This window comes from Pseudomonas sp. PGPPP1, from assembly GCF_002255865.1.
Classification (GTDB): Bacteria; Pseudomonadota; Gammaproteobacteria; order Pseudomonadales; family Pseudomonadaceae; genus Aquipseudomonas; species Aquipseudomonas cremoris.
Genome location: NZ_NKIG01000027.1, coordinates 53,276 through 70,736, shown reverse-complemented (window position 1 = coordinate 70,736; position 17,461 = coordinate 53,276). Strand labels below are relative to the sequence as shown.

Sequence of the window (17,461 nt, the reverse complement as noted above, 5' to 3'; positions counted from 1 at the left end):
AGGAGATAAACGCGCAAAGGGGCGCGAGTTTAGTGACTTGGTGATTTTTTACCATTTCGGATTCTTCCCACGTGACGTGTCGGTGTGTCTGGGCTGAATCGACGAATGGGCGGGTGGTAGCGTGGCGAACGATTTTCTGGAGGCTCACCATGCAGATTAAAAAGCTGGCGGTACTGGGGGTGATTTCACTGGTCAGTGGCTGCGGCACACTCAATACGGTGTTTCGCGAAGATATTGCCGCTACCCGTCAACTGCGCAAGCAACAAACCTATTGTCAGTCCATTCCGAGGGTCTACAGCGGCCTGGCGTTTGATTTTTGCCTGCTGAATGCGCCTCCCGATTACACCGGAGTACTGGTGCCGCTGGTGCTGCTGGATCTGGCCATGTCTGGGGCGGCTGACACGTTTGTACTGCCCTACACCCTTTATCGCCAGGAAAAAGACGGCAACCTGAGCATCTATTGGTGATCCAGTCGATCATGGATACCGCTCCAGCATAGCCCGCCATGCCGCGCATGAGCCTTGCCCTTTGCGCCTGAGCGGCCTGTTCATCAGTCGTAGGTCAAAAGACCCGCTGGCAACGCGTCATCACTTTCACTAGATCATCCCTGCGCCTGTTTACGCTATAATCCCGCCCTTTAGCTGTTTCCTGCCCAGGCAGGAAGCACACTTTTTTCAGGCGCGACCCGCCTGCATGCAGACTAAAAGAGGCTAGACCCCTGTGGCATTGACGATTCTTGGCCTGTCCGGCGCCCTTAGCCATGATCCTTCCGCAGCCTTGTACATCGACGGCAAGCTGATCGCGGCCGCCGAAGAAGAGCGCTTCGTACGCGACAAACATGCAAAGAACCGCATGCCCTACGAATCGGCGAAGTTCTGCCTGGAGCAGGCCGGCATCAAGCCTTCCGACGTTGACGTTGTGGCGATCCCGTTTGCCCCGATCAGCCTGTTCGGCGAGGCGCGCTGGCACTACGCCAAGCGTTACTGGTATGCCCCGGACCGCGCCCTCGACGCGATCCTGATGGGCAACCGTCGCTACAAGCGCTATCGCAACAAGATCGTCTGGTGCCTGGAGCAACTGGGCTTCGATCCGAAGAAAATCAAGATCGAACCGGTTGAACACCACTTGGCCCACGCTTCCAGCGCCTACCACTGCTCCGGCTTCCAGGAGAAAACTGCGATCCTCGGCATCGACGGTAAAGGTGAGTACGCCACCACGTTCTTTGGCTACGGCGAGAACGGCAAGATCCACAAGATCAAGGAATTCTACGATCCAGACTCCCTGGGTGGCCTGTACGGTGCCATCACGGAGTTCCTCGGTTTCGAGATGCTCGACGGTGAGTTCAAGGTCATGGGCATGGCGCCTTACGGCGACGCCAGCAAATACGATTTCTCGCGCCTGGCCTCCTTTGAAAACGGCGAGTTGGTGATCAACACCGACTACGCCAACGTTATCGGCCTGCGCCGCTATAAAGAGAAGGGCAAGGGGTTCTACTTCTCGCCAAAACTGATCGAATGGCTGGGCCCGAAACGCGAAGGCGACATCGCCGACGAGCCTTACATCCACTACGCCGCCAGCATGCAAGCGCTGTTCGAGAAACTTGCCCTGCAGATGATCGACCATTACCTGGGCGACATCCTCAAGGACACCGGCAAGCTGGCCTTCGCCGGTGGCTGCGCGTTGAACGTGAAGCTGAACCAGAAGATCATTGCCCGCGATGACGTCAAAGAGCTTTTCGTACAGCCAGCTTCCGGCGATGCCGGCACCGCAGTGGGCGCTGCAGCCTACGTGTCCCACGCCCGTGGCGTACCGGTCGAGAAGATGGAACACGTCTACCTCGGCCCGTCCTACAGCAACGAAGACGTGATCGCTGCGTGCGCCAAGCACGAGAGCAAGCCGAACTGGCGCAAGATCGAGAACATGCCCAAGCGCATCGCCAAGATCATGGTCGACGGTAACCCGGTGGCCTGGTTCCAGGGCCGCATGGAGTTCGGTCCGCGTGCGTTGGGCGGACGTTCGATCATCGGTTGCCCAAGTGCCACCGGCGTGGCTGACCGCATCAACCACCAGATCAAGTTCCGCGAGCGCTGGAGGCCTTTCTGCCCGTCGATGCTCGACACCGTGGCCCCGCAGATGATCAAGGTCGATCACCCGGCGCCGTTCATGACCTTCACCTTTGAAGTGTCGGAAGAGTGGAAGACCCGTGTGCCGGAAGTGGTCCATGAAGATGGCACCTCCCGCGCCCAGGTACTCAAGCGCGAGTACAACCCGCGCTACTACGACATGATGAAAGAGCTGGAAGTGTTGACCGGCAACGGCGTGTCGCTGAACACCTCGCTCAACCGTCGCGGCGAAGCGATGATCTGCTCGCCGACCGACGCGTTGAACATGTTCTTCGGCTCCGACCTGCAGTACCTGATCATGGAAGACATCCTGGTCGTCAAAGACGGCGTGGACCCTTATGACGCGATCGGCTGAACGCCACGTCCTGCAGTTCTGCCACGGCTATGACGGGCCGTTCCTTGACTGCGCGCGGCAGTACGCCAGCTTGTTTGCCGGTTCCGGCTACAAGGTGACCACGGTGTTCCTCACCGGGGTCGCCGACCCCGAGGTGGCCGCCGGCTGTGCCAGCGATGAAGTGTTGTTCATGGAATTCAGCTCCAAGGCCATTCGTGGCCTGAAGCTGGGTGCCATCGCCGAGATGCGCAAGATTGCCGCATCGCGCAACTTCAGCTTTTGCATTGCGCACCGCGCCAAGCCGATCTACGTGGCTTTGCTCGCCACGCGCTTGCAGGTGATCGGCGTGCACCATGCCTTTGGTGATTACCAGCGCCGTGGCCGCCGCCTGTTTGCCTCGATTTTTCGCAAGCGCCTGAGCCTGTTGGGTGTGTCCGACGCCGTGCGCGATGACATCCGTCGTTGCCTGCCAAACTGGCCGGCGGCGCGTATCCAGACCTTGTACAACCGCATCGATGTCGAGGCCCTGCAGGCCCTGCAAGTGTCGAAGGATGACGCGCGCGATGCCCTGGGGCTTTCGCCGGACGAATGGGTGGTCGGCAATGTCGGCCGCCTGCACCCGGACAAGGACCAGGCCACGTTACTTAAGGGGTTTGCCCTGGCCTTGCCGCAGTTGGCCGCCGACAGCCGCCTGGCCATCCTCGGTACCGGGCGTCTGGAGCAGGACCTCAAGGAGCTGGCCCGCGAGCTGGGGGTTGCCGACAAGGTGCTGTTCCTCGGCCAAGTCCCGGATGCACGCCGCTACTTCCGTGCCTTTGACGTGTTTGCGCTGAGCTCCGACCACGAGCCTTTCGGCATGGTGCTGCTAGAAGCCATGGCCGCTGGCGTACCGTTGCTGGCTACCGCTTGTGGCGGCGCACGGGAAGTGGTCGAAGGCGTGGGCATCCTGTTCCCCTTCGGCGATGCCGAGCACCTGGCCCAAGGTTTGGGGCACCTGGCCGCGATGGATCAACACCAGCAGCGCCAGTGCGCCGAGCTGATGCTGGAGCGTTTGCACGCGCGCTTCTCGGATCAGGCGGTACGCGACACTTTCTGGCAATTGCCACACGTTATTGAACTGACCGCGAGGGCTTGATGCTCAATCGATTCCAAGGCTGGCGCGAGCGTGGCTGGTCCGTCGTCGATGCGCCCGCCTACAGTGAGGCCTGGCAGCGTTTTGGCGGCAGCGTCGCAACGCATCCGCAGGTGATTGAGCGCCTGGCTGGGCTGGCGCAGATCCCGGTGCGTTACCTGGCTTGGGAGCAGGCCGGTGAACTCAAGGCATGTATCGCCACTTGGGGGCGCGACCTGGCCCTGTCCAAGGACGTGCTCAAGCGCAGCGGCAAGAAAGGCCTGTTCGACCTGGGCAATGCCGAGGTGATCCTGCCCGCCGCCGCCGATGCACAAGCCCCCCTGCGCCAGCGTGCGCGTTACTTGTCGGTACTCAACGAAGGCCGTTTCAGCGGTCTCAAGCCCCAGGCCGAGCAATTGGCCATGGCGCGCACGCCGGAAGAACTGTCGAAGAAATTCCGCTACAACCAACGCCGCGAGCTGCGCTTGCTGGAAGAGGCCGGCGGCGTGGTGCGGCCGGTCAGCGAGTTTTCCAGCGCTGAACTGGCGCGTATCTACTGCGATTTGTTTTTACGCCGTTGGGGCTTTGTCGCCACAGGGGCCGAGCGTCTGGCCGAGGTGATCGAACTGCTGCGCGAGTGGCTGATCGGCTCGGTGATTTTCCTTAACGATGCGCCGATCGCGATTCAGTTGGTGTACCGCGTCGAGTCGCCTGAATGGATCAGCGTGGAGTACGTCAACGGCGGGGTCGATCCTGAAACCCGTGCGTTCAGCCCCGGCAGCGTGCTGAGTTTTCTCAATACGCAGAGCGCCTGGGAGCAGGCACGCGAAGTCGGCAAGCCGCTACGTTTTTCCTTTGGCCGGGCCGATCGCGAATACAAGGACCGTTGGTGCAACCCCGTGCAGGTATTGTGCGTATGACCCGCAAGCAGCAATTGCTCAAGCGCCATCGGCGTAACAAGCGCGCGGCGCTGATGATTGGTGTGTTGTTGCTGGTGCTGGTTGGCATCCTGGTGGCCTGGTGGTTGCCGCTGGTGTTGGCGGTGCTGGCCTGGGTAGCCCATGAGGCCTGGTTTGCCGACCACCTGTTTTATGCGCCCAACGAAGATTATCAATACCGTTTCTCGGCGGATGCCGAGCTTACCGGCGTGCGCTTTGAAGGCGGGCGTTTGCTGCTTGACCAGTTGCTGGCGCCGGACGCAACACTGGTGCTGGCGATCAAGCTCAAGAGCAACTGGCTGGGGCGTTTTCTCGACCCGAGCGTAGAGTTTGCGGGCGACCGGCAAACCTTCGAGCGTGGTGTCAACGGGCTGCGTTACCTGAACCTCAGTGGTTTGGAGCTGAGTGGGCTGCAGTTGCGTGGTCGCCATTGCCGCCTGCTCGGTACGCCTCGCCTGTGGGCCTGGACCCAGCCGGACTATCGCGAGCAGCGGGTGATGGTCATCGCGCCCCATGCCGACGATGCAGAGTTGGCAGCTTTCGGCCTTTACAGCCAGGCGCAAAAACCGTGGATCGTGACCCTCACCGCTGGCGAAATTGAAGCCGAGCATTACCAGCAGATGGGCCTGAACGGGGTGGAAGCCGCACGTATCAAGGGCCGCCTGCGTGCCTGGGACAGCATTGCCGTGCCGCTTTGGGCCGGTGTGCCGCAAGCGCACTGCGTGCAACTGGGCTACTTCTGCCTGCAATTGCAGGCGATGCAAGCCGCACCGGACATGCCCTTTGCTTCCCGCGAAGCCGAGCTGACGGACGTTCGACCGTTCCGTCAGTTCAATCCATTCCCGTTGCCGTCGGATGCCGATGGCCAGCCGACGTGGAACAACCTGTTGGCCGACCTGCGCCACGTGTTGTTGATGGCGCGCCCAGAAGTCATTGTGCTGCCCCATCCGGTCCTGGACCCACACCCCGATCACGTGTGTGCGCAGCAAGCCGTTTTGCAAGCCTTGCAAGGCCTGGAATGGCAGCCGACCACCGTGCTCGGCTACGCCAACCACCTGCACGACAATGACCGCTGGCCAATGGGCGATGCTGGCACCGGTATCGCCTTGCCGCCGTTGTTCGACGCGACTCAGGAGCTGCACCCCTGCAGCCTGCCGCTGACATTGGCGCAACAGCGCGACAAGGCCATGGCACTGGGCATGATGCATGACCTGCAACCGGCGCCGCCCTTCAAGCGGCGCGTGCGTCGCTGGTTGCAGCGAGCATTGGCCCGCCGGGCGCGCTCGCCCTATGGCGAGAACGAATTTTTCCGCAAGGCGGTACGGCGACACGAATTGTTCTGGCGTTTGTGACCTGTGAAAGGAAGAGCATGAAAGTTTTATTTCTGGTGCAGAAAGAACAGCGCGCCATCCTCGATCGGCTGTACGACGGTGTGGCCGAACATTGCGAGTGCGATATCCGTTGGTTGAGCAGCGATGAGCAGCGCAACCTGCGCGGGTACTTTCGACGCGAAGTCGACGTGACCCGCTATGACCGCATCGTGTTCTTCCTGCGTTTCAAGCAGGAAATCCGCCAGGTCGGTTTTATCCGCACGATCCCCAACCTGGTGATCCTCGAACACGACGCGTACCAAAACTACATTCCCTGCAAGTACACGGGGAAATTCAGCGCGCATTACCGCCGCTTGCCGTGGGCACGTGTCATCAGTTCGGGTTATATGGTCACCGAGCGCCTGCGTGCGGAAGGCTTTGATGCGGTATTCGTGCCCAAGGGCTACGATCAGGCGCTGTTGCAGCCGCAAGCGCGCGAGCGTGATATCGAACTGGCGTTCGTCGGCAGTACCAACAGCGTTGCCTACAGTGGGCGCAAGGCGTTGCTCGATGAGCTGGCACAGGTTGAGCCGCTGGTGGTCACGCGCACCAAGTCCGGTGAGGAGTACTGTGCGACCCTCAACCGCATACGCTTTTTCGTCAGTGCCGACGTGGGCATGGGCGAATACATGATCAAGAATTTCGAAGCCATGGCCTGTGGCTGTGTATTGTTGGCGTTTGATCAGGGGGCTGCGGAAAATGCAGCCCTTGGTTTTGAAGACATGGTCAATGTGGTGTTCTACAAGGACATACCCCGGTTGCAGGAAAAACTGGCCGTGTTGAGAGCCAACCCCGAATTGGCAGCGGATATTGCACGTCGAGGGCAGGCGTTGGCCGTCAGTCAGTTCAGTTTTGCGCGCATTGGCCAGCGTATTGTCGAAGCGCTCCAGCCGCCGTTGCGGCCACGCGCGCCGTTGAGTGTGGTGGAAAGGTTGCGCCTGAAACTGGGCGTTTGAAATCGGTCGGGCCGCGAATGGTGGCCATGTGATATTATCGAGACTGGAATGCAATTCTCCGATCAAAGCGACATAACACTCGTAGTGACCAGTTGCGGTCGCTTCGATTTGTTGAAGCGCACACTCGAGAGCTTCGACCTGTTCAATACGGCGGCGATTCGTGAAGTCTTCATTACTGAAGACTCCGGTGACGAAGCCGTGCGCCAGGCGATTCCTGCCCACTGGCAGGAACATTGCACTTTCTTTGTCAACCGCCCGAAGTTGGGGCAGCTGGCATCCATCGACCTGGCCTATACGTCGGTAAAGACACCCTACATTTTCCATTGCGAAGATGACTGGGAGTTCTACCGCCCAAGTTTCGTCGAAGACTCCAAGACAATCCTGGAGTTGCGCCCGGATATTCTTCAGGTGTGGCTGCGCAACTTTGTCTACGACTTGCAGGTACACAGTCCCTATATCCGCCGGGGGCCGCGTGAGTTGATAGGCTCGGTGCCGTGTTATCCGCTGATTTCCGACAAACCGGAGTGGCAGGCCTTTTCCCTGAACCCCGGTTTGCGGCGTCTCAGGGAGTACGCATTGTGCGCGCCGTACGCGGGGTTCGAGGGTGAGAAGGGGTTGTCCCGGCGTTATGCCGAGTTGAACCTGACAGCAGTGAGCCTTGAGGGGGATGCGGTGCTGCACACCGGGTTTGGCTTGCATGTGTCGACCTCGGCCGAGCGTTTGAACAAGGCACGGCGCAAGCGGCGCGAGCGGGTCAAACTGGTGTTGATGTTGTTGCTGGGCCTCGGCCTCGGCTGGTTGATCGCTTGAATTACGTACAACACGCCTCTAGAACGTCGCAGAAGGTCCTTATCATTCAATGAGCATCCTCAACATTATGTGGGCCGGTGGCTCTGCATTTTCCTCCGTGCAGAAAGTTCATGAGCAGGTGCTTGCCAGTGTCGACTGTGATGCACCGATTCATACCTGGTTGCTGCAGGGCGGTGCGCAAGCGGGCGAGGCAGCCGTCGAGTGGAATTACTCATCCGCTCAACTCAAAGGGCGACACTTTTGGAAGTTGCTGATCCCGCGCATGCATGCACGTTTCCGACAGGCGTTGCCTGGGGATGTGAAGGTTGTGCTGCTCGATGGTATCGGCGTTGCGCGGGTGCTGTTGCCGGTGCTCAAGACGTTGCCCGACGTGCGCGCCGTGGTGCTGTTCCATGGTGTGACGCGCTTGCGGCCTGCCGATCAAAAACTGTTCGGGCAGTTTTCAGAATCTCGACTGACGGTGGCGGCTGTGTCGCAGACCCTGGCCGCTTCGTTGCAGCGCGATTTGCAGCGCCCGGTGGCGGTGCTGCGCAGCGCTTTCGACCCTGAGGCTTTTCGCACGGCCACGCTCCCCCGTGACCAGGCGCGCGCGCAGCTTGGCCTGTCGCTGGACAGTGAGCCGGTGTTGGGCGCCGTTGGCCGGCTGGTGGACAGTAAAGGGTTCGCCTGTTTGCTGGACGCGTTCGCCAGTGTGTCGGCGCAACGACCGGGTGCGCGCTTGGTGATTATTGGCGAGGGCGCCGCACGGGAGGCCCTTGAGGCGCAGGTCGAGCATCTTGGCTTGCGTGAAAAAGTCCTCCTGCCCGGGCACCTGGCGCAAGCGGCATGCTTGTACCGTGCGTTCGATTGGGTGGCGATTCCTTCGTCATCGGAGGGGTTGGGGCTGGTGTTGCAAGAGGCGGTGATGGCCGGTGTTCCGGTATTGACCAGCGAGTTACCGGTTTTTCGCGAGCAGTTGGCTGACGCTGGCTGGTACGCAGAGGTTGAGGATGTAGACGCTTGGACGCGCCTGATGGAGCGCGCCTTTACCGCTGGGCCGCAAGCGGCCGTGGCGGCTCAATTGCAGGCCCTTGCGCCGGAGCAGGCCTGGCAGGACTTCACCGCAACGGCGTGCCGACTGCTTTCAGCCCGGTAAGAGGGCTTGTTCCAGTGCTTGCATTGGAAAGCGTTCGTTCAGCTTCTCGCGCGCAATATAGCGGGCGAAATGCTGCAGGTTGCGCCGAGCGAGCCCCGGGTTCAGGGGCGCGCGAAGAAAGCGCATGTCGGCGACGTCGATCAACCCCAGTTCATTGTCGGGTGTCACGACAATATTGCCCAGGTGCAAGGACCGGAAGTAGATACCTGCGCCATGCAGGCGGCGGATAAGTGCCACCAACGGGCCAAGGTTCGATTGCCAGTCAAAGCCTTCCTGGTTGGAAATCTGACGCAGGGTTTCACCTGGCAGGGGGCGATACAGCACGGCTGTCATGCCGGGAGCCGCGAGTTGGTAGAACGCGAGCACGGTCAGGGTGGGGATGCCACGTTTTTGCAGCTCGACTGCGTTGTCGATGAACCGCTTGGAGTAGGGGCGAAACAGCGCTGACGAAAGCAGGCGTTTGCGGCGAAACAGTTTAAGGATATTCCCGTCGGTCAGCAGGTAGACTTTGGGGCCGTAGCTGTCCTTCTCCAGGATTCGGGCACCTTCAATCATTGCGGTTAAATCGGCTTGGGGAAGCCTTGAACATTGCATCGTCGGAAAGCCTTGTAGGAGTCGCGGGCACAGTGATCGGCAATAATGCCGAAAGTTTTAAGTTTTAACCATGCCGGGTTGGCGGGTTGGGCGTATTCAGGAGCGGGTGATGCAGGCAAGTCGTTGGGCACAGGTATGGATGGTTTTTGGGTTACTTTGGTTTTTGCTGGCAATTGCCTTTGCGCCAACCAACAAGATTTACCAGCAGGGCTTGATGCTGTTTTTCTGGTTGCCGGCAGTGGTATTTGCCTGGTCGGCCCGTGAGCGCTTCAAGGAAGTGTGGCGCGAGCAGCGCTGGATATGCCTGATGATCGGCCTGCTCGCCGCCTGGGGCGCAATCAGTTTGTTGTGGACCAATGCCGAAGACCCTTCGCGTGAGGCCAAGCGCCTGCTGTATATCGGCATGTTCCTGCTGTTTTTCCCGGTGTTCGCTTGTGGTCACAGCGAGCGCGTGATTCGCGTACTCCAGTGGGGCGGTTTCGGCCTGGCCTTGTCGTCGCTGCTGGCAATGATCAAGTTCTATGGCCTTGAGCATAATGCCTGGTACGCCCGCCTGGGCGGGTTGGGCCAGTTGGGGCATCCTATTCTCGGTGCTTACGTGATTGGCCTGGCAGCTGTCTGGCTGCTGCACTGGCTGCCACGTGGCCGTTGGATGCAAGCGGCATGGGTGCTGTCCGTCGGTTTTCTTGGGCTTTTCGTGGTATTGAGCCAAAGCCGGGGTGCAGCCGTTGCGTTGTTGCTGACTATCGTGGCAATGCCGCTGTGGTGCCGTGATCGGCGCACCGTAGTGACCGCTATTGGAGCAGTCGTTGCTGCGTTGGCGGTGTTTTTTGCCATGGAGTCGCTGATGTTGGCCCGGGGTGTTTCCTACCGGCCGCAGATCTTCATGTCGGCTCTGCAAATGATTTCCGAGCATCCGTGGACTGGCCTGGGCCTTGGGGGGGACTACAAAGTGTTGGCGGATGGCATCTATTTCGACCACTCCCACAATCTGTTCACCCACATCACCATTGAGCTCGGCCTACCGGGCCTGCTGTTGTGGTGCGGGCTGTGGTTCGGCGTGCTTTGGCAAGCCTGGAAAGCCCGCGACACGCTCTACGGCAAGGGCATCATCGGCATGTGGGTGTTTTCGTTCCTGGCCATGCAGTTCGACGCGGCCAGCCTGACAGGCACCCCACGGGCCGAGTGGTTCATCTCGTGGCTACCGATTGCGCTGGCCAGTGTGTTGGTCTGGGCTCGGGCCAAACCTGGCGCTTGTGATAAAGTTGCCGCCCTACCTAATCAGTGAGCTCAACAATGAGTGACGCACCGCCTAAAGCGGAACAGGAATCCAGCCTGAAAATCTATTTCAGGCTGCTGGGCTATGTGAAACCGTATATCGGCATGTTCCTGGTGAGCATCATCGGTTTCGTGATTTTCGCGTCCACCCAGCCCATGCTGGCCGGGATTCTCAAATACTTCGTGGATGGCTTGAGCAACCCGGACGTGGTGTTTTTCCCCAACGTGCCGTACCTCAAGGACTTGAAACTGCTGATGGCCGTGCCGCTGCTGATCGTACTGATCGCGGCGTGGCAGGGGCTGGGCTCGTTCCTGGGTAACTACTACCTGGCCAAGGTCTCCCTGGGGTTGGTCCACGACCTGCGGGTGCAGTTGTTCAACAAGCTGCTGGTACTGCCCAACCGCTATTTCGATACCCATAGTTCCGGGCATCTGATCTCCCGCATTACCTTCAACGTGACCATGGTCACCGGCGCTGCCACGGATGCCATCAAGGTGGTGATCCGCGAAGGGCTGACGGTGGTGTTCCTGTTCGGCTACCTGCTGTGGATGAACTGGAAGCTGACCCTGGTGATGCTGGCGATCCTGCCGGTGATTGCCATGATGGTCGGCAGCACCAGCAAGAAGTTTCGCAAGCAGAGCAAGAAAATCCAGGTGGCGATGGGCGACGTGACCCACGTGGCCTCGGAGACGATCCAGGGCTACCGCGTGGTGCGCAGCTTCGGCGGGGAAACCTACGAAGAACAGCGCTTTGCCAAGGCGAGCATGAGCAACACCGAAAAACAGATGCGCATGACCAAGACCGGCGCGGTCTACACCCCCATGCTGCAACTGGTGATCTACACCGCGATGGCGGCGCTGATGTTTCTGGTGCTGTTCCTGCGTGGCGATGCAACCGCCGGCGACCTGGTGGCCTACATCACCGCAGCGGGCTTGCTGCCCAAGCCGATTCGGCAGTTGTCGGAAGTCAGTTCGACCATCCAGAAGGGCGTCGCCGGTGCCGAGAGCATCTTCGAGCAACTGGATGTCGAGCCGGAAGTAGACACCGGCACCGTGGAGAAAGACCGGGTCAACGGCCGTTTGGACGTACGTAACCTGAGCTTCACCTACCCCGGCACTGACCGTGAAGTGCTCAAGAACATCAGCTTCACGGCTGCACCGGGTCAGATGGTGGCGTTGGTCGGGCGTTCGGGCAGTGGCAAGTCCACCCTGGCCGCGCTGATCCCACGGTTCTATCACCACGAGCACGGCGAGATTCTGCTTGATGAAGTGGAAATCGAAGACTACCGCCTGCGCAACCTGCGTCGGCACGTAGCCCAGGTGACCCAGCACGTAACGTTGTTCAACGACACCGTTGCCAACAACATCGCCTATGGCGACCTAGCCGATGCGCCGCGTGCAGACGTCGAAAAAGCGGCCACGGACGCTTATGCGATGGACTTCATTGCCGAGCTGCCTAACGGTCTGGACACCGAGGTTGGTGAAAACGGCGTGCTGCTGTCTGGCGGGCAGCGTCAACGCTTGGCGATCGCACGGGCACTGCTGAAAAATGCGCCGTTGTTGATCCTGGACGAAGCGACGTCGGCGCTGGACACCGAGTCCGAACGGCATATCCAGGCGGCCTTGGACAAGGTCATGAAGGGCCGGACTACCCTGGTCATCGCGCACCGACTGTCCACCATCGAGAAAGCCGACCTGATTCTAGTGATGGATCACGGCGAAATTGTCGAGCGTGGTACGCATGTCGAACTGCTGGCCATGGGAGGCTACTACTCCCGCCTGCACGCCATGGGGTTGGACGAGCCGGCAACGGCCAATATCACCTGACAAGGCGGGGCACGCAATGCGCCCCGTTTTTTGTATCGAAACCCATACAGCCTTGACCAAAGCTAAATAGTTCGCTGCCTATCGTTTGTTATGTTGGCCTTCTCGATTCGAATGACGAACGAGAGGGTTAACCTTCTTGCGTGGGTAATGGAATGTTGCAACGTCTGTTCTGGAAACTGCTTCCCAAACATCAGAGGGTGTTCCTGCTGGGGCGTTTGTCGGTGGTGGATCGGCAGGCGGTGAACAAATCCCTGTCGGCAGTCACCACACTTCCCGCGGCTTTCGAACGGCACAACTGCGTGTTTATCCACGTGCCTAAATGCGCCGGCAGCAGCGTGTGTTCGGTGTTGATGGACGGGCGCTGGCCGGGGCACCTGCCGTACTACTGGTACCAGCAACAATTCCCCGAGCACTGCGCGCGCAGCTTCAAGTTTGCCTTCGTGCGTGATCCGCTTGAGCGTGCCTATTCGGCGTACACCTACTTGCGCAACAACCGCATGGGCGAGCGCGACCTGCAGGCCCAGGCGCTGGTCTCCCATTACCGCGACTTCGACCATTTTGTTGCGGGTTGGCTGCACCCGGACAACCTGCGCCGCCAATTGCACTTCGCACCCCAGACCGACTTTCTGGTCGATCACATGGGCCAGATGGCCATGGACTTCCTTGGGCGCCAGGAGTCCTTGCAACAGGACTTCCAACACCTGTGCGAGCGCCTGGGCGTGGACGGCTCCCTGCCACATTTGAATGTTTCCCTGGCGCGCCGCAACGAGCCGGTCAGGGATTTTTGCACCCTGCGTACGCGCCGCCTGGTCAGGCGTGCCTATCAACGTGACTACGAGGTCCTGGGTTATGAATAGTCAGTCGCTTTCCATGGGGTCTGCTTCCATCCGTCCTTTTGCCTTGTCGTTGTCGGTGGCTGCACGGGCGGCGCTCAAGCACCAGCAACCTTGCTGCCTGTGGCTAACTGGGTTGTCCGGGTCCGGCAAGTCGACACTGGCCAATGCCCTGGAGGTGCAACTCAACGAGCAGGGGCGTCACACCTTTGTGCTCGACGGCGATAATTTGCGCACTGGTTTGTGCAATGACCTGGGCATGACCGATGCCGCGCGCAAGGAAAATATCCGGCGTATTGGCGAAGTCGCACGGCTGATGGTGGATGCGGGGCTGATCGTGATCGTCTCGGCCATCTCGCCGTTCAGCGCCGACCGGGCGACCGCCAAGGCATTGTTCGGGCCGGGGCAATTCCATGAGGTCTACATCAGCACGCCGTTCGATGTGTGCGCGCGGCGCGACCCCAAGGGCCTGTACCGCTTGGCACTGGAAGGGCGCATCAAAGCGTTTACCGGCCTGGACAGCCCCTATGAGGCGCCGATCAAGGCCGACTGCGAGGTCAACACTGACGAGGTCGAACTGGCCGACGCCGTGGAGCATATCCTGGCGACTTTGTTTAAAAAATGATCAGTTGCGCCGCCCGATGCTTTACAGATAAAGCTCTCGAACTAGGCGGCGCTCACCCTGTGCTAATATCGCGCCCCTGTTCATTTTGTATGTGGGTTGCTCCATGAAGTTGTCCATGCCGCGATTCGATCAAGCCCCTGTCTTGGTGGTCGGCGATGTCATGCTCGACCGTTACTGGCATGGCGGTACCTCACGGATTTCCCCTGAGGCACCGGTACCGGTAGTCAAGGTCGAGCAAATCGAAGACCGTCCAGGTGGCGCTGCCAACGTTGCCCTTAACATTGCCGCGCTCGGCGCCCCGGCCTCCCTGGTGGGTGTGACCGGCGACGACGAAGCCGCCGACAGCCTGGCCAACAGCCTGCGCGGTGCTGGTGTGCGCGCGCTGTTCCAGCGCATCGCCCATCAGCCGACCATCGTCAAGCTGCGGGTCATGAGCCGTCACCAGCAATTGCTGCGTATCGATTTCGAAGAACCCTTCGCCACCGACGCCCTGGCCCTCAGTGGCCAGGTCGACGAGCTGCTCGAAGGCATCAAGGTGCTGGTCTTGTCCGACTACGGCAAAGGCGCCTTGAGGAACCACCAGGTGTTGATCCAGGCCGCCAAGGCCAAGGGCATTCCTGTGTTGGCCGATCCCAAGGGCAAGGACTTCTCGATTTATCGCGGAGCCAGCCTGATCACCCCGAACCTCAGTGAGTTCGAAGCTATCGTCGGCGGTTGCGCCGACGAGCACGAACTGGTGAGCAAGGGCGCGGCGCTGATGGCCGATCTCGACCTTGGCGCCTTGCTGGTAACCCGTGGCGAGCACGGCATGACCCTGCTGCGTCCCGGCCACCCGGCCATGCACCTGCCAGCGCGGGCCCGTGAAGTGTTCGACGTCACCGGCGCCGGTGATACCGTGATTTCCACCCTGGCCGCTTCGATTGCGGCCGGCGAAGAGCTGCCCCACGCCGTGGCCCTGGCCAACCTGGCGGCCGGTATCGTGGTCGGCAAGTTGGGTACCGCTGCCATCAGCGCGCCTGAATTGCGCCGTGCAATCCAGCGTTCCGAAGGCTCTGAGCGCGGCGTGCTGACCATCGAACAATTGCTGCTGGCGATTGATGATGCGCGTGCCCACAACGAAAGCATTGTGTTCACCAATGGCTGCTTCGACATCCTGCACGCCGGCCACGTGACCTACCTGGAACAGGCGCGCGCCCAAGGCGATCGCCTGATTGTTGCGGTCAACGACGACGCGTCGGTCAGCCGCCTGAAAGGTCCGGGTCGTCCGATCAATAGCGTCGACCGCCGCATGGCGGTACTGGCAGGTCTGGGCGCGGTGGATTGGGTGATCAGCTTCCCTGAAGCGACCCCGGAAAACCTGCTGGCCCAGGTCAAGCCGGACGTACTGGTCAAGGGCGGTGACTATTCCGTCGACCAAGTGGTCGGTGCCGATATCGTCAGCGCCTATGGCGGCAAGGTCAAAGTGCTGGGGCTGGTTGAAAACAGCTCGACCACGGCAATTGTCGAGAAGATTCGCGGTAATGACTAAGCGGGTGCTCATCACCGGTGGTGCGGGCTTTATCGGCTCGCACCTGGTGGATGCGTTGCTCGCCCTGGGCTATGAAGTGCGGGTGCTGGATAACCTCTCCACCGGCAAGCGCAGCAACCTGCCGTTGGACAATCCTCGCGTCGAGTTGCTGGAAGGTGACGTGGCCGATGCTGAGCGGGTAGCGCGTGCTGCCGAGGGTATGACCGCGGTCGTGCACTTGGCCGCGGTGGCGTCGGTGCAGGCTTCGGTGGACGATCCGGTCAGCACGCACCAGAGCAACTTCATCGGCACCTTGAACCTCTGCGAAGCCATGCGCAAAGCCGGCGTCAAGCGCGTGGTGTACGCCTCCAGCGCAGCGGTGTACGGCAACAACGGTGAAGGCGCTTCGATTGATGAAGCGACTGCCAAGGCACCGTTGACGCCCTATGCGTCCGACAAGTTGGCCGGTGAGCACTACTTTGATTTCTACCGCCGCCAGCATGGCCTGGAGCCGGTGATTTTCCGCTTCTTCAATATTTTTGGCCCGCGCCAGGATCCGTCATCGCCGTACTCCGGCGTGATCAGTATCTTCAGCGAACGTGCGCAACAGGGCCTGCCGATCACCGTGTTTGGCGACGGCGAGCAAACCCGAGACTTCATGTATGTGGGGGACTTGGTGAAGGTATTGGTGCAGGCCATCGAAGCGCAAGAAGCGCCTTTGGGGGCGATCAACGTGGGCTGGAACCGCACGACTACCCTCAAGCAGGTATTGCAGGCGCTGGAAGAAGCGGTCGGCAGCTTGCCCGCCGTGACTTATGGCCCGCCACGTTCGGGAGACATCAAGCATTCGCGGGCGAATAACCAGCGGCTGTTGGCGAGCTTCACGTTGCCCGAGCCGACACCCTTGAAGGTCGGCCTGGAACGCTTGCTCAAGGGTTGATGCAAGTCCAAATGTGGGAGCTGGCTTGCCTGCGATGATATCGCCTCGGTCTACCTGATGTAGCGAGGTGACTGCATCGCAGGCAAGCCAGCTCCCACATTGGTTTTAGCGATTGGCTTTTTTCTTCGGCACGATCTTGCGCAGCACCCGCTGTGCCAGGCGCTTCAATTTCGACTCTTTCTCCGGCTCAGCCAACCCTTGCTGGCGCAGCCAATCCTTCCAGCGAATCCGCTCCTCACGCACCAGCCAGCCTTCCTGTTGTGCGAAGCTTTCCGCCAGGTACAAACCCCGCGTGCTGGCTGGGTACAGTTGGTCTTTCTTGACGGTGTACAGCTCAGCCAGCGGTTGGCCGTCCTTGAGTGGCATCAGGTACAGGTCCGGACGCTGGCGGTCCAGGCGCGCGACCAGTTGGTCGCCTTCCAGGCGCTCGTCCACATGGAACAGGCTCAGGGATTTGGCTTCCTTGGGCACCTCCAGGCGCAGGTCATAGATCAACTGCAACGACGCCGTGGGCAGGTGCACGTAGGCCCGTGGGCGCTCGATCAATTGAGTGGTGGCGCAACGTACCGGGCGCGCGGCGCCGGACAGCGGGCTCAGGCGAAACGGCAGGGCTTCGCGGTAATGCAGCGCGGCAGAATAGGGGGCGGGCAGCCAAGTGTCGTTGAATCGCCCGCTGAGCCAGCCCTCAGGCGTCTCCAGCAGGCATTCTTCGGCGATTTCCTGGATGGCGGTGTGCAGTGGCAGGTTCAGTTCGTGGGCGGGGACGTAGCCGGAGATCAGTTTGAGCACTACGTCGCCACGGTCCTGGCGACGCTGGCGCACCAGCACCCAGTAATCCTTGTTTTGCCAATGCAGGGTCAGTCGCACCGACACGCCCAGGTTCGCCAACTCCAGTGCGAAACGCTCGGGGTCGGCCACCTCTACCGGCTTGCGCCGTTGCAGGGTCTGGGCAAAGTTGAGCGGCATGCCGACGCTCTGGTAACTCAGGCCTTCGGGGGTGGCTTCGACGTGCAGCGGCAGTGTTTTAAAGTTACTGGGGTTTTTTCTTATGAGCGTTCGCGGCATGTCGGCTCCTTCTTG

Annotated in this window: 16 protein-coding genes; 14 read left to right on the top strand and 2 right to left on the bottom strand. The window is 60.5% G+C overall.

The features are described 5' to 3' along the window. Positions 1-149: 149 nt before the first annotated feature. The 8 genes from CFE47_RS24580 (at position 150) to CFE47_RS24545 (ending at position 8,777) form a co-directional block, all read left to right on the top strand. Positions 150-467: a YceK/YidQ family lipoprotein gene (locus CFE47_RS24580; protein ID WP_286841047.1), complete on the top strand. Its 318-nt coding sequence runs from the start codon at positions 150-152 to the stop codon at positions 465-467. A 253-nt stretch (positions 468-720) separates the two neighbouring features. Next, entirely contained in the window at positions 721-2,478 is a 1,758-nt protein-coding gene (locus CFE47_RS24575; RefSeq protein WP_185705008.1) for a carbamoyltransferase family protein, read from the top strand. After that, positions 2,462-3,592, top strand: coding sequence for a glycosyltransferase (locus tag CFE47_RS24570; protein ID WP_286841045.1), 1,131 nt, complete (start codon positions 2,462-2,464; stop codon positions 3,590-3,592). The genes CFE47_RS24575 and CFE47_RS24570 overlap by 17 nt, the downstream gene beginning before the upstream one ends. Beyond that, a complete protein-coding gene (locus CFE47_RS24565) occupies positions 3,592-4,488 on the top strand; it encodes a GNAT family N-acetyltransferase (protein ID WP_185705012.1) in 897 nt (298 codons plus the stop codon). Before CFE47_RS24570 ends, CFE47_RS24565 begins: the two co-directional genes overlap by 1 nt. After that, positions 4,485-5,858: a PIG-L deacetylase family protein gene (locus tag CFE47_RS24560; protein WP_286841042.1), complete on the top strand. Its 1,374-nt coding sequence runs from the start codon at positions 4,485-4,487 to the stop codon at positions 5,856-5,858. The genes CFE47_RS24565 and CFE47_RS24560 overlap by 4 nt, the downstream gene beginning before the upstream one ends. A 17-nt stretch (positions 5,859-5,875) precedes the next feature. Next, on the top strand, positions 5,876-6,832 hold the full coding sequence (locus CFE47_RS24555) for a glycosyltransferase family protein (protein ID WP_286841040.1): 957 nt from the start codon (positions 5,876-5,878) through the stop codon (positions 6,830-6,832). 48 nt (positions 6,833-6,880) lie between these two features. After that, entirely contained in the window at positions 6,881-7,642 is a 762-nt protein-coding gene (locus CFE47_RS24550; RefSeq protein WP_185705018.1) for a glycosyltransferase family 2 protein, read from the top strand. Positions 7,643-7,691: 49 nt separating this feature from the next. Further along, positions 7,692-8,777, top strand: coding sequence for a glycosyltransferase (locus CFE47_RS24545; protein WP_286841038.1), 1,086 nt, complete (start codon positions 7,692-7,694; stop codon positions 8,775-8,777). Here the strand turns inward: CFE47_RS24545 and CFE47_RS24540 are convergent. Continuing rightward, on the bottom strand, positions 8,766-9,332 hold the full coding sequence (locus CFE47_RS24540) for a BUD32 family EKC/KEOPS complex subunit (protein WP_185705022.1): 567 nt from the start codon (positions 9,330-9,332) through the stop codon (positions 8,766-8,768). The two genes, CFE47_RS24545 and CFE47_RS24540, sit on opposite strands and share 12 nt — an antisense overlap. A 148-nt stretch (positions 9,333-9,480) precedes the next feature. On the opposite strand from CFE47_RS24540, the gene CFE47_RS24535 reads away from it, so the two are divergent. From CFE47_RS24535 to pgnE, 6 genes are all read left to right on the top strand, one after another. Beyond that, the gene (locus tag CFE47_RS24535; RefSeq protein ID WP_286841035.1) at positions 9,481-10,659 is read left to right on the top strand and encodes an O-antigen ligase family protein; all 1,179 of its coding nucleotides are present in this window, start codon (positions 9,481-9,483) and stop codon (positions 10,657-10,659) included. Between the two features lie 8 nt (positions 10,660-10,667). Next, the gene (msbA, locus tag CFE47_RS24530; protein WP_286841033.1) at positions 10,668-12,476 is read left to right on the top strand and encodes a lipid A export permease/ATP-binding protein MsbA; all 1,809 of its coding nucleotides are present in this window, start codon (positions 10,668-10,670) and stop codon (positions 12,474-12,476) included. Between the two features lie 152 nt (positions 12,477-12,628). Continuing rightward, positions 12,629-13,333, top strand: coding sequence for a sulfotransferase family 2 domain-containing protein (locus CFE47_RS24525; RefSeq protein WP_286841031.1), 705 nt, complete (start codon positions 12,629-12,631; stop codon positions 13,331-13,333). Further along, the gene (gene cysC / locus CFE47_RS24520; RefSeq protein WP_286841029.1) at positions 13,326-13,934 is read left to right on the top strand and encodes an adenylyl-sulfate kinase; all 609 of its coding nucleotides are present in this window, start codon (positions 13,326-13,328) and stop codon (positions 13,932-13,934) included. The genes CFE47_RS24525 and cysC overlap by 8 nt, the downstream gene beginning before the upstream one ends. 103 nt (positions 13,935-14,037) lie before the next feature. Then, a complete protein-coding gene (gene hldE / locus CFE47_RS24515; protein WP_185705032.1) occupies positions 14,038-15,462 on the top strand; it encodes a bifunctional D-glycero-beta-D-manno-heptose-7-phosphate kinase/D-glycero-beta-D-manno-heptose 1-phosphate adenylyltransferase HldE in 1,425 nt (474 codons plus the stop codon). Then, positions 15,455-16,381, top strand: coding sequence for a UDP-N-acetylglucosamine epimerase PgnE (gene pgnE, locus CFE47_RS24510; RefSeq protein ID WP_286841027.1), 927 nt, complete (start codon positions 15,455-15,457; stop codon positions 16,379-16,381). Before hldE ends, pgnE begins: the two co-directional genes overlap by 8 nt. A gap of 105 nt (positions 16,382-16,486) precedes the next feature. Here the strand turns inward: pgnE and CFE47_RS24505 are convergent, their stop codons facing one another. After that, on the bottom strand, positions 16,487-17,446 hold the full coding sequence (locus tag CFE47_RS24505) for a metal ABC transporter ATPase (protein WP_286841025.1): 960 nt from the start codon (positions 17,444-17,446) through the stop codon (positions 16,487-16,489). Between the last annotated feature and the right edge of the window lie 15 nt (positions 17,447-17,461).

Bases quoted from the DNA above. Each gene is read 5' to 3' on its own strand.
- cysC (WP_286841029.1), top strand. From the start codon at position 13,326: ATGAATAGTCAGTCGCTTTCCATGGGGTCTGCTTCCATCCGTCCTTTT.
- pgnE (WP_286841027.1), top strand. From the start codon at position 15,455: ATGACTAAGCGGGTGCTCATCACCGGTGGTGCGGGCTTTATCGGCTCG.
- CFE47_RS24580 (WP_286841047.1), top strand. From the start codon at position 150: ATGCAGATTAAAAAGCTGGCGGTACTGGGGGTGATTTCACTGGTCAGT.
- CFE47_RS24545 (WP_286841038.1), top strand. From the start codon at position 7,692: ATGAGCATCCTCAACATTATGTGGGCCGGTGGCTCTGCATTTTCCTCC.
- CFE47_RS24550 (WP_185705018.1), top strand. From the start codon at position 6,881: ATGCAATTCTCCGATCAAAGCGACATAACACTCGTAGTGACCAGTTGC.
- CFE47_RS24505 (WP_286841025.1), bottom strand. From the start codon at position 17,446: ATGCCGCGAACGCTCATAAGAAAAAACCCCAGTAACTTTAAAACACTG.
- CFE47_RS24525 (WP_286841031.1), top strand. From the start codon at position 12,629: ATGTTGCAACGTCTGTTCTGGAAACTGCTTCCCAAACATCAGAGGGTG.
- CFE47_RS24535 (WP_286841035.1), top strand. From the start codon at position 9,481: ATGCAGGCAAGTCGTTGGGCACAGGTATGGATGGTTTTTGGGTTACTT.
- msbA (WP_286841033.1), top strand. From the start codon at position 10,668: ATGAGTGACGCACCGCCTAAAGCGGAACAGGAATCCAGCCTGAAAATC.
- CFE47_RS24555 (WP_286841040.1), top strand. From the start codon at position 5,876: ATGAAAGTTTTATTTCTGGTGCAGAAAGAACAGCGCGCCATCCTCGAT.
- CFE47_RS24560 (WP_286841042.1), top strand. From the start codon at position 4,485: ATGACCCGCAAGCAGCAATTGCTCAAGCGCCATCGGCGTAACAAGCGC.
- CFE47_RS24540 (WP_185705022.1), bottom strand. From the start codon at position 9,332: ATGATTGAAGGTGCCCGAATCCTGGAGAAGGACAGCTACGGCCCCAAA.
- CFE47_RS24570 (WP_286841045.1), top strand. From the start codon at position 2,462: ATGACGCGATCGGCTGAACGCCACGTCCTGCAGTTCTGCCACGGCTAT.
- hldE (WP_185705032.1), top strand. From the start codon at position 14,038: ATGAAGTTGTCCATGCCGCGATTCGATCAAGCCCCTGTCTTGGTGGTC.
- CFE47_RS24565 (WP_185705012.1), top strand. From the start codon at position 3,592: ATGCTCAATCGATTCCAAGGCTGGCGCGAGCGTGGCTGGTCCGTCGTC.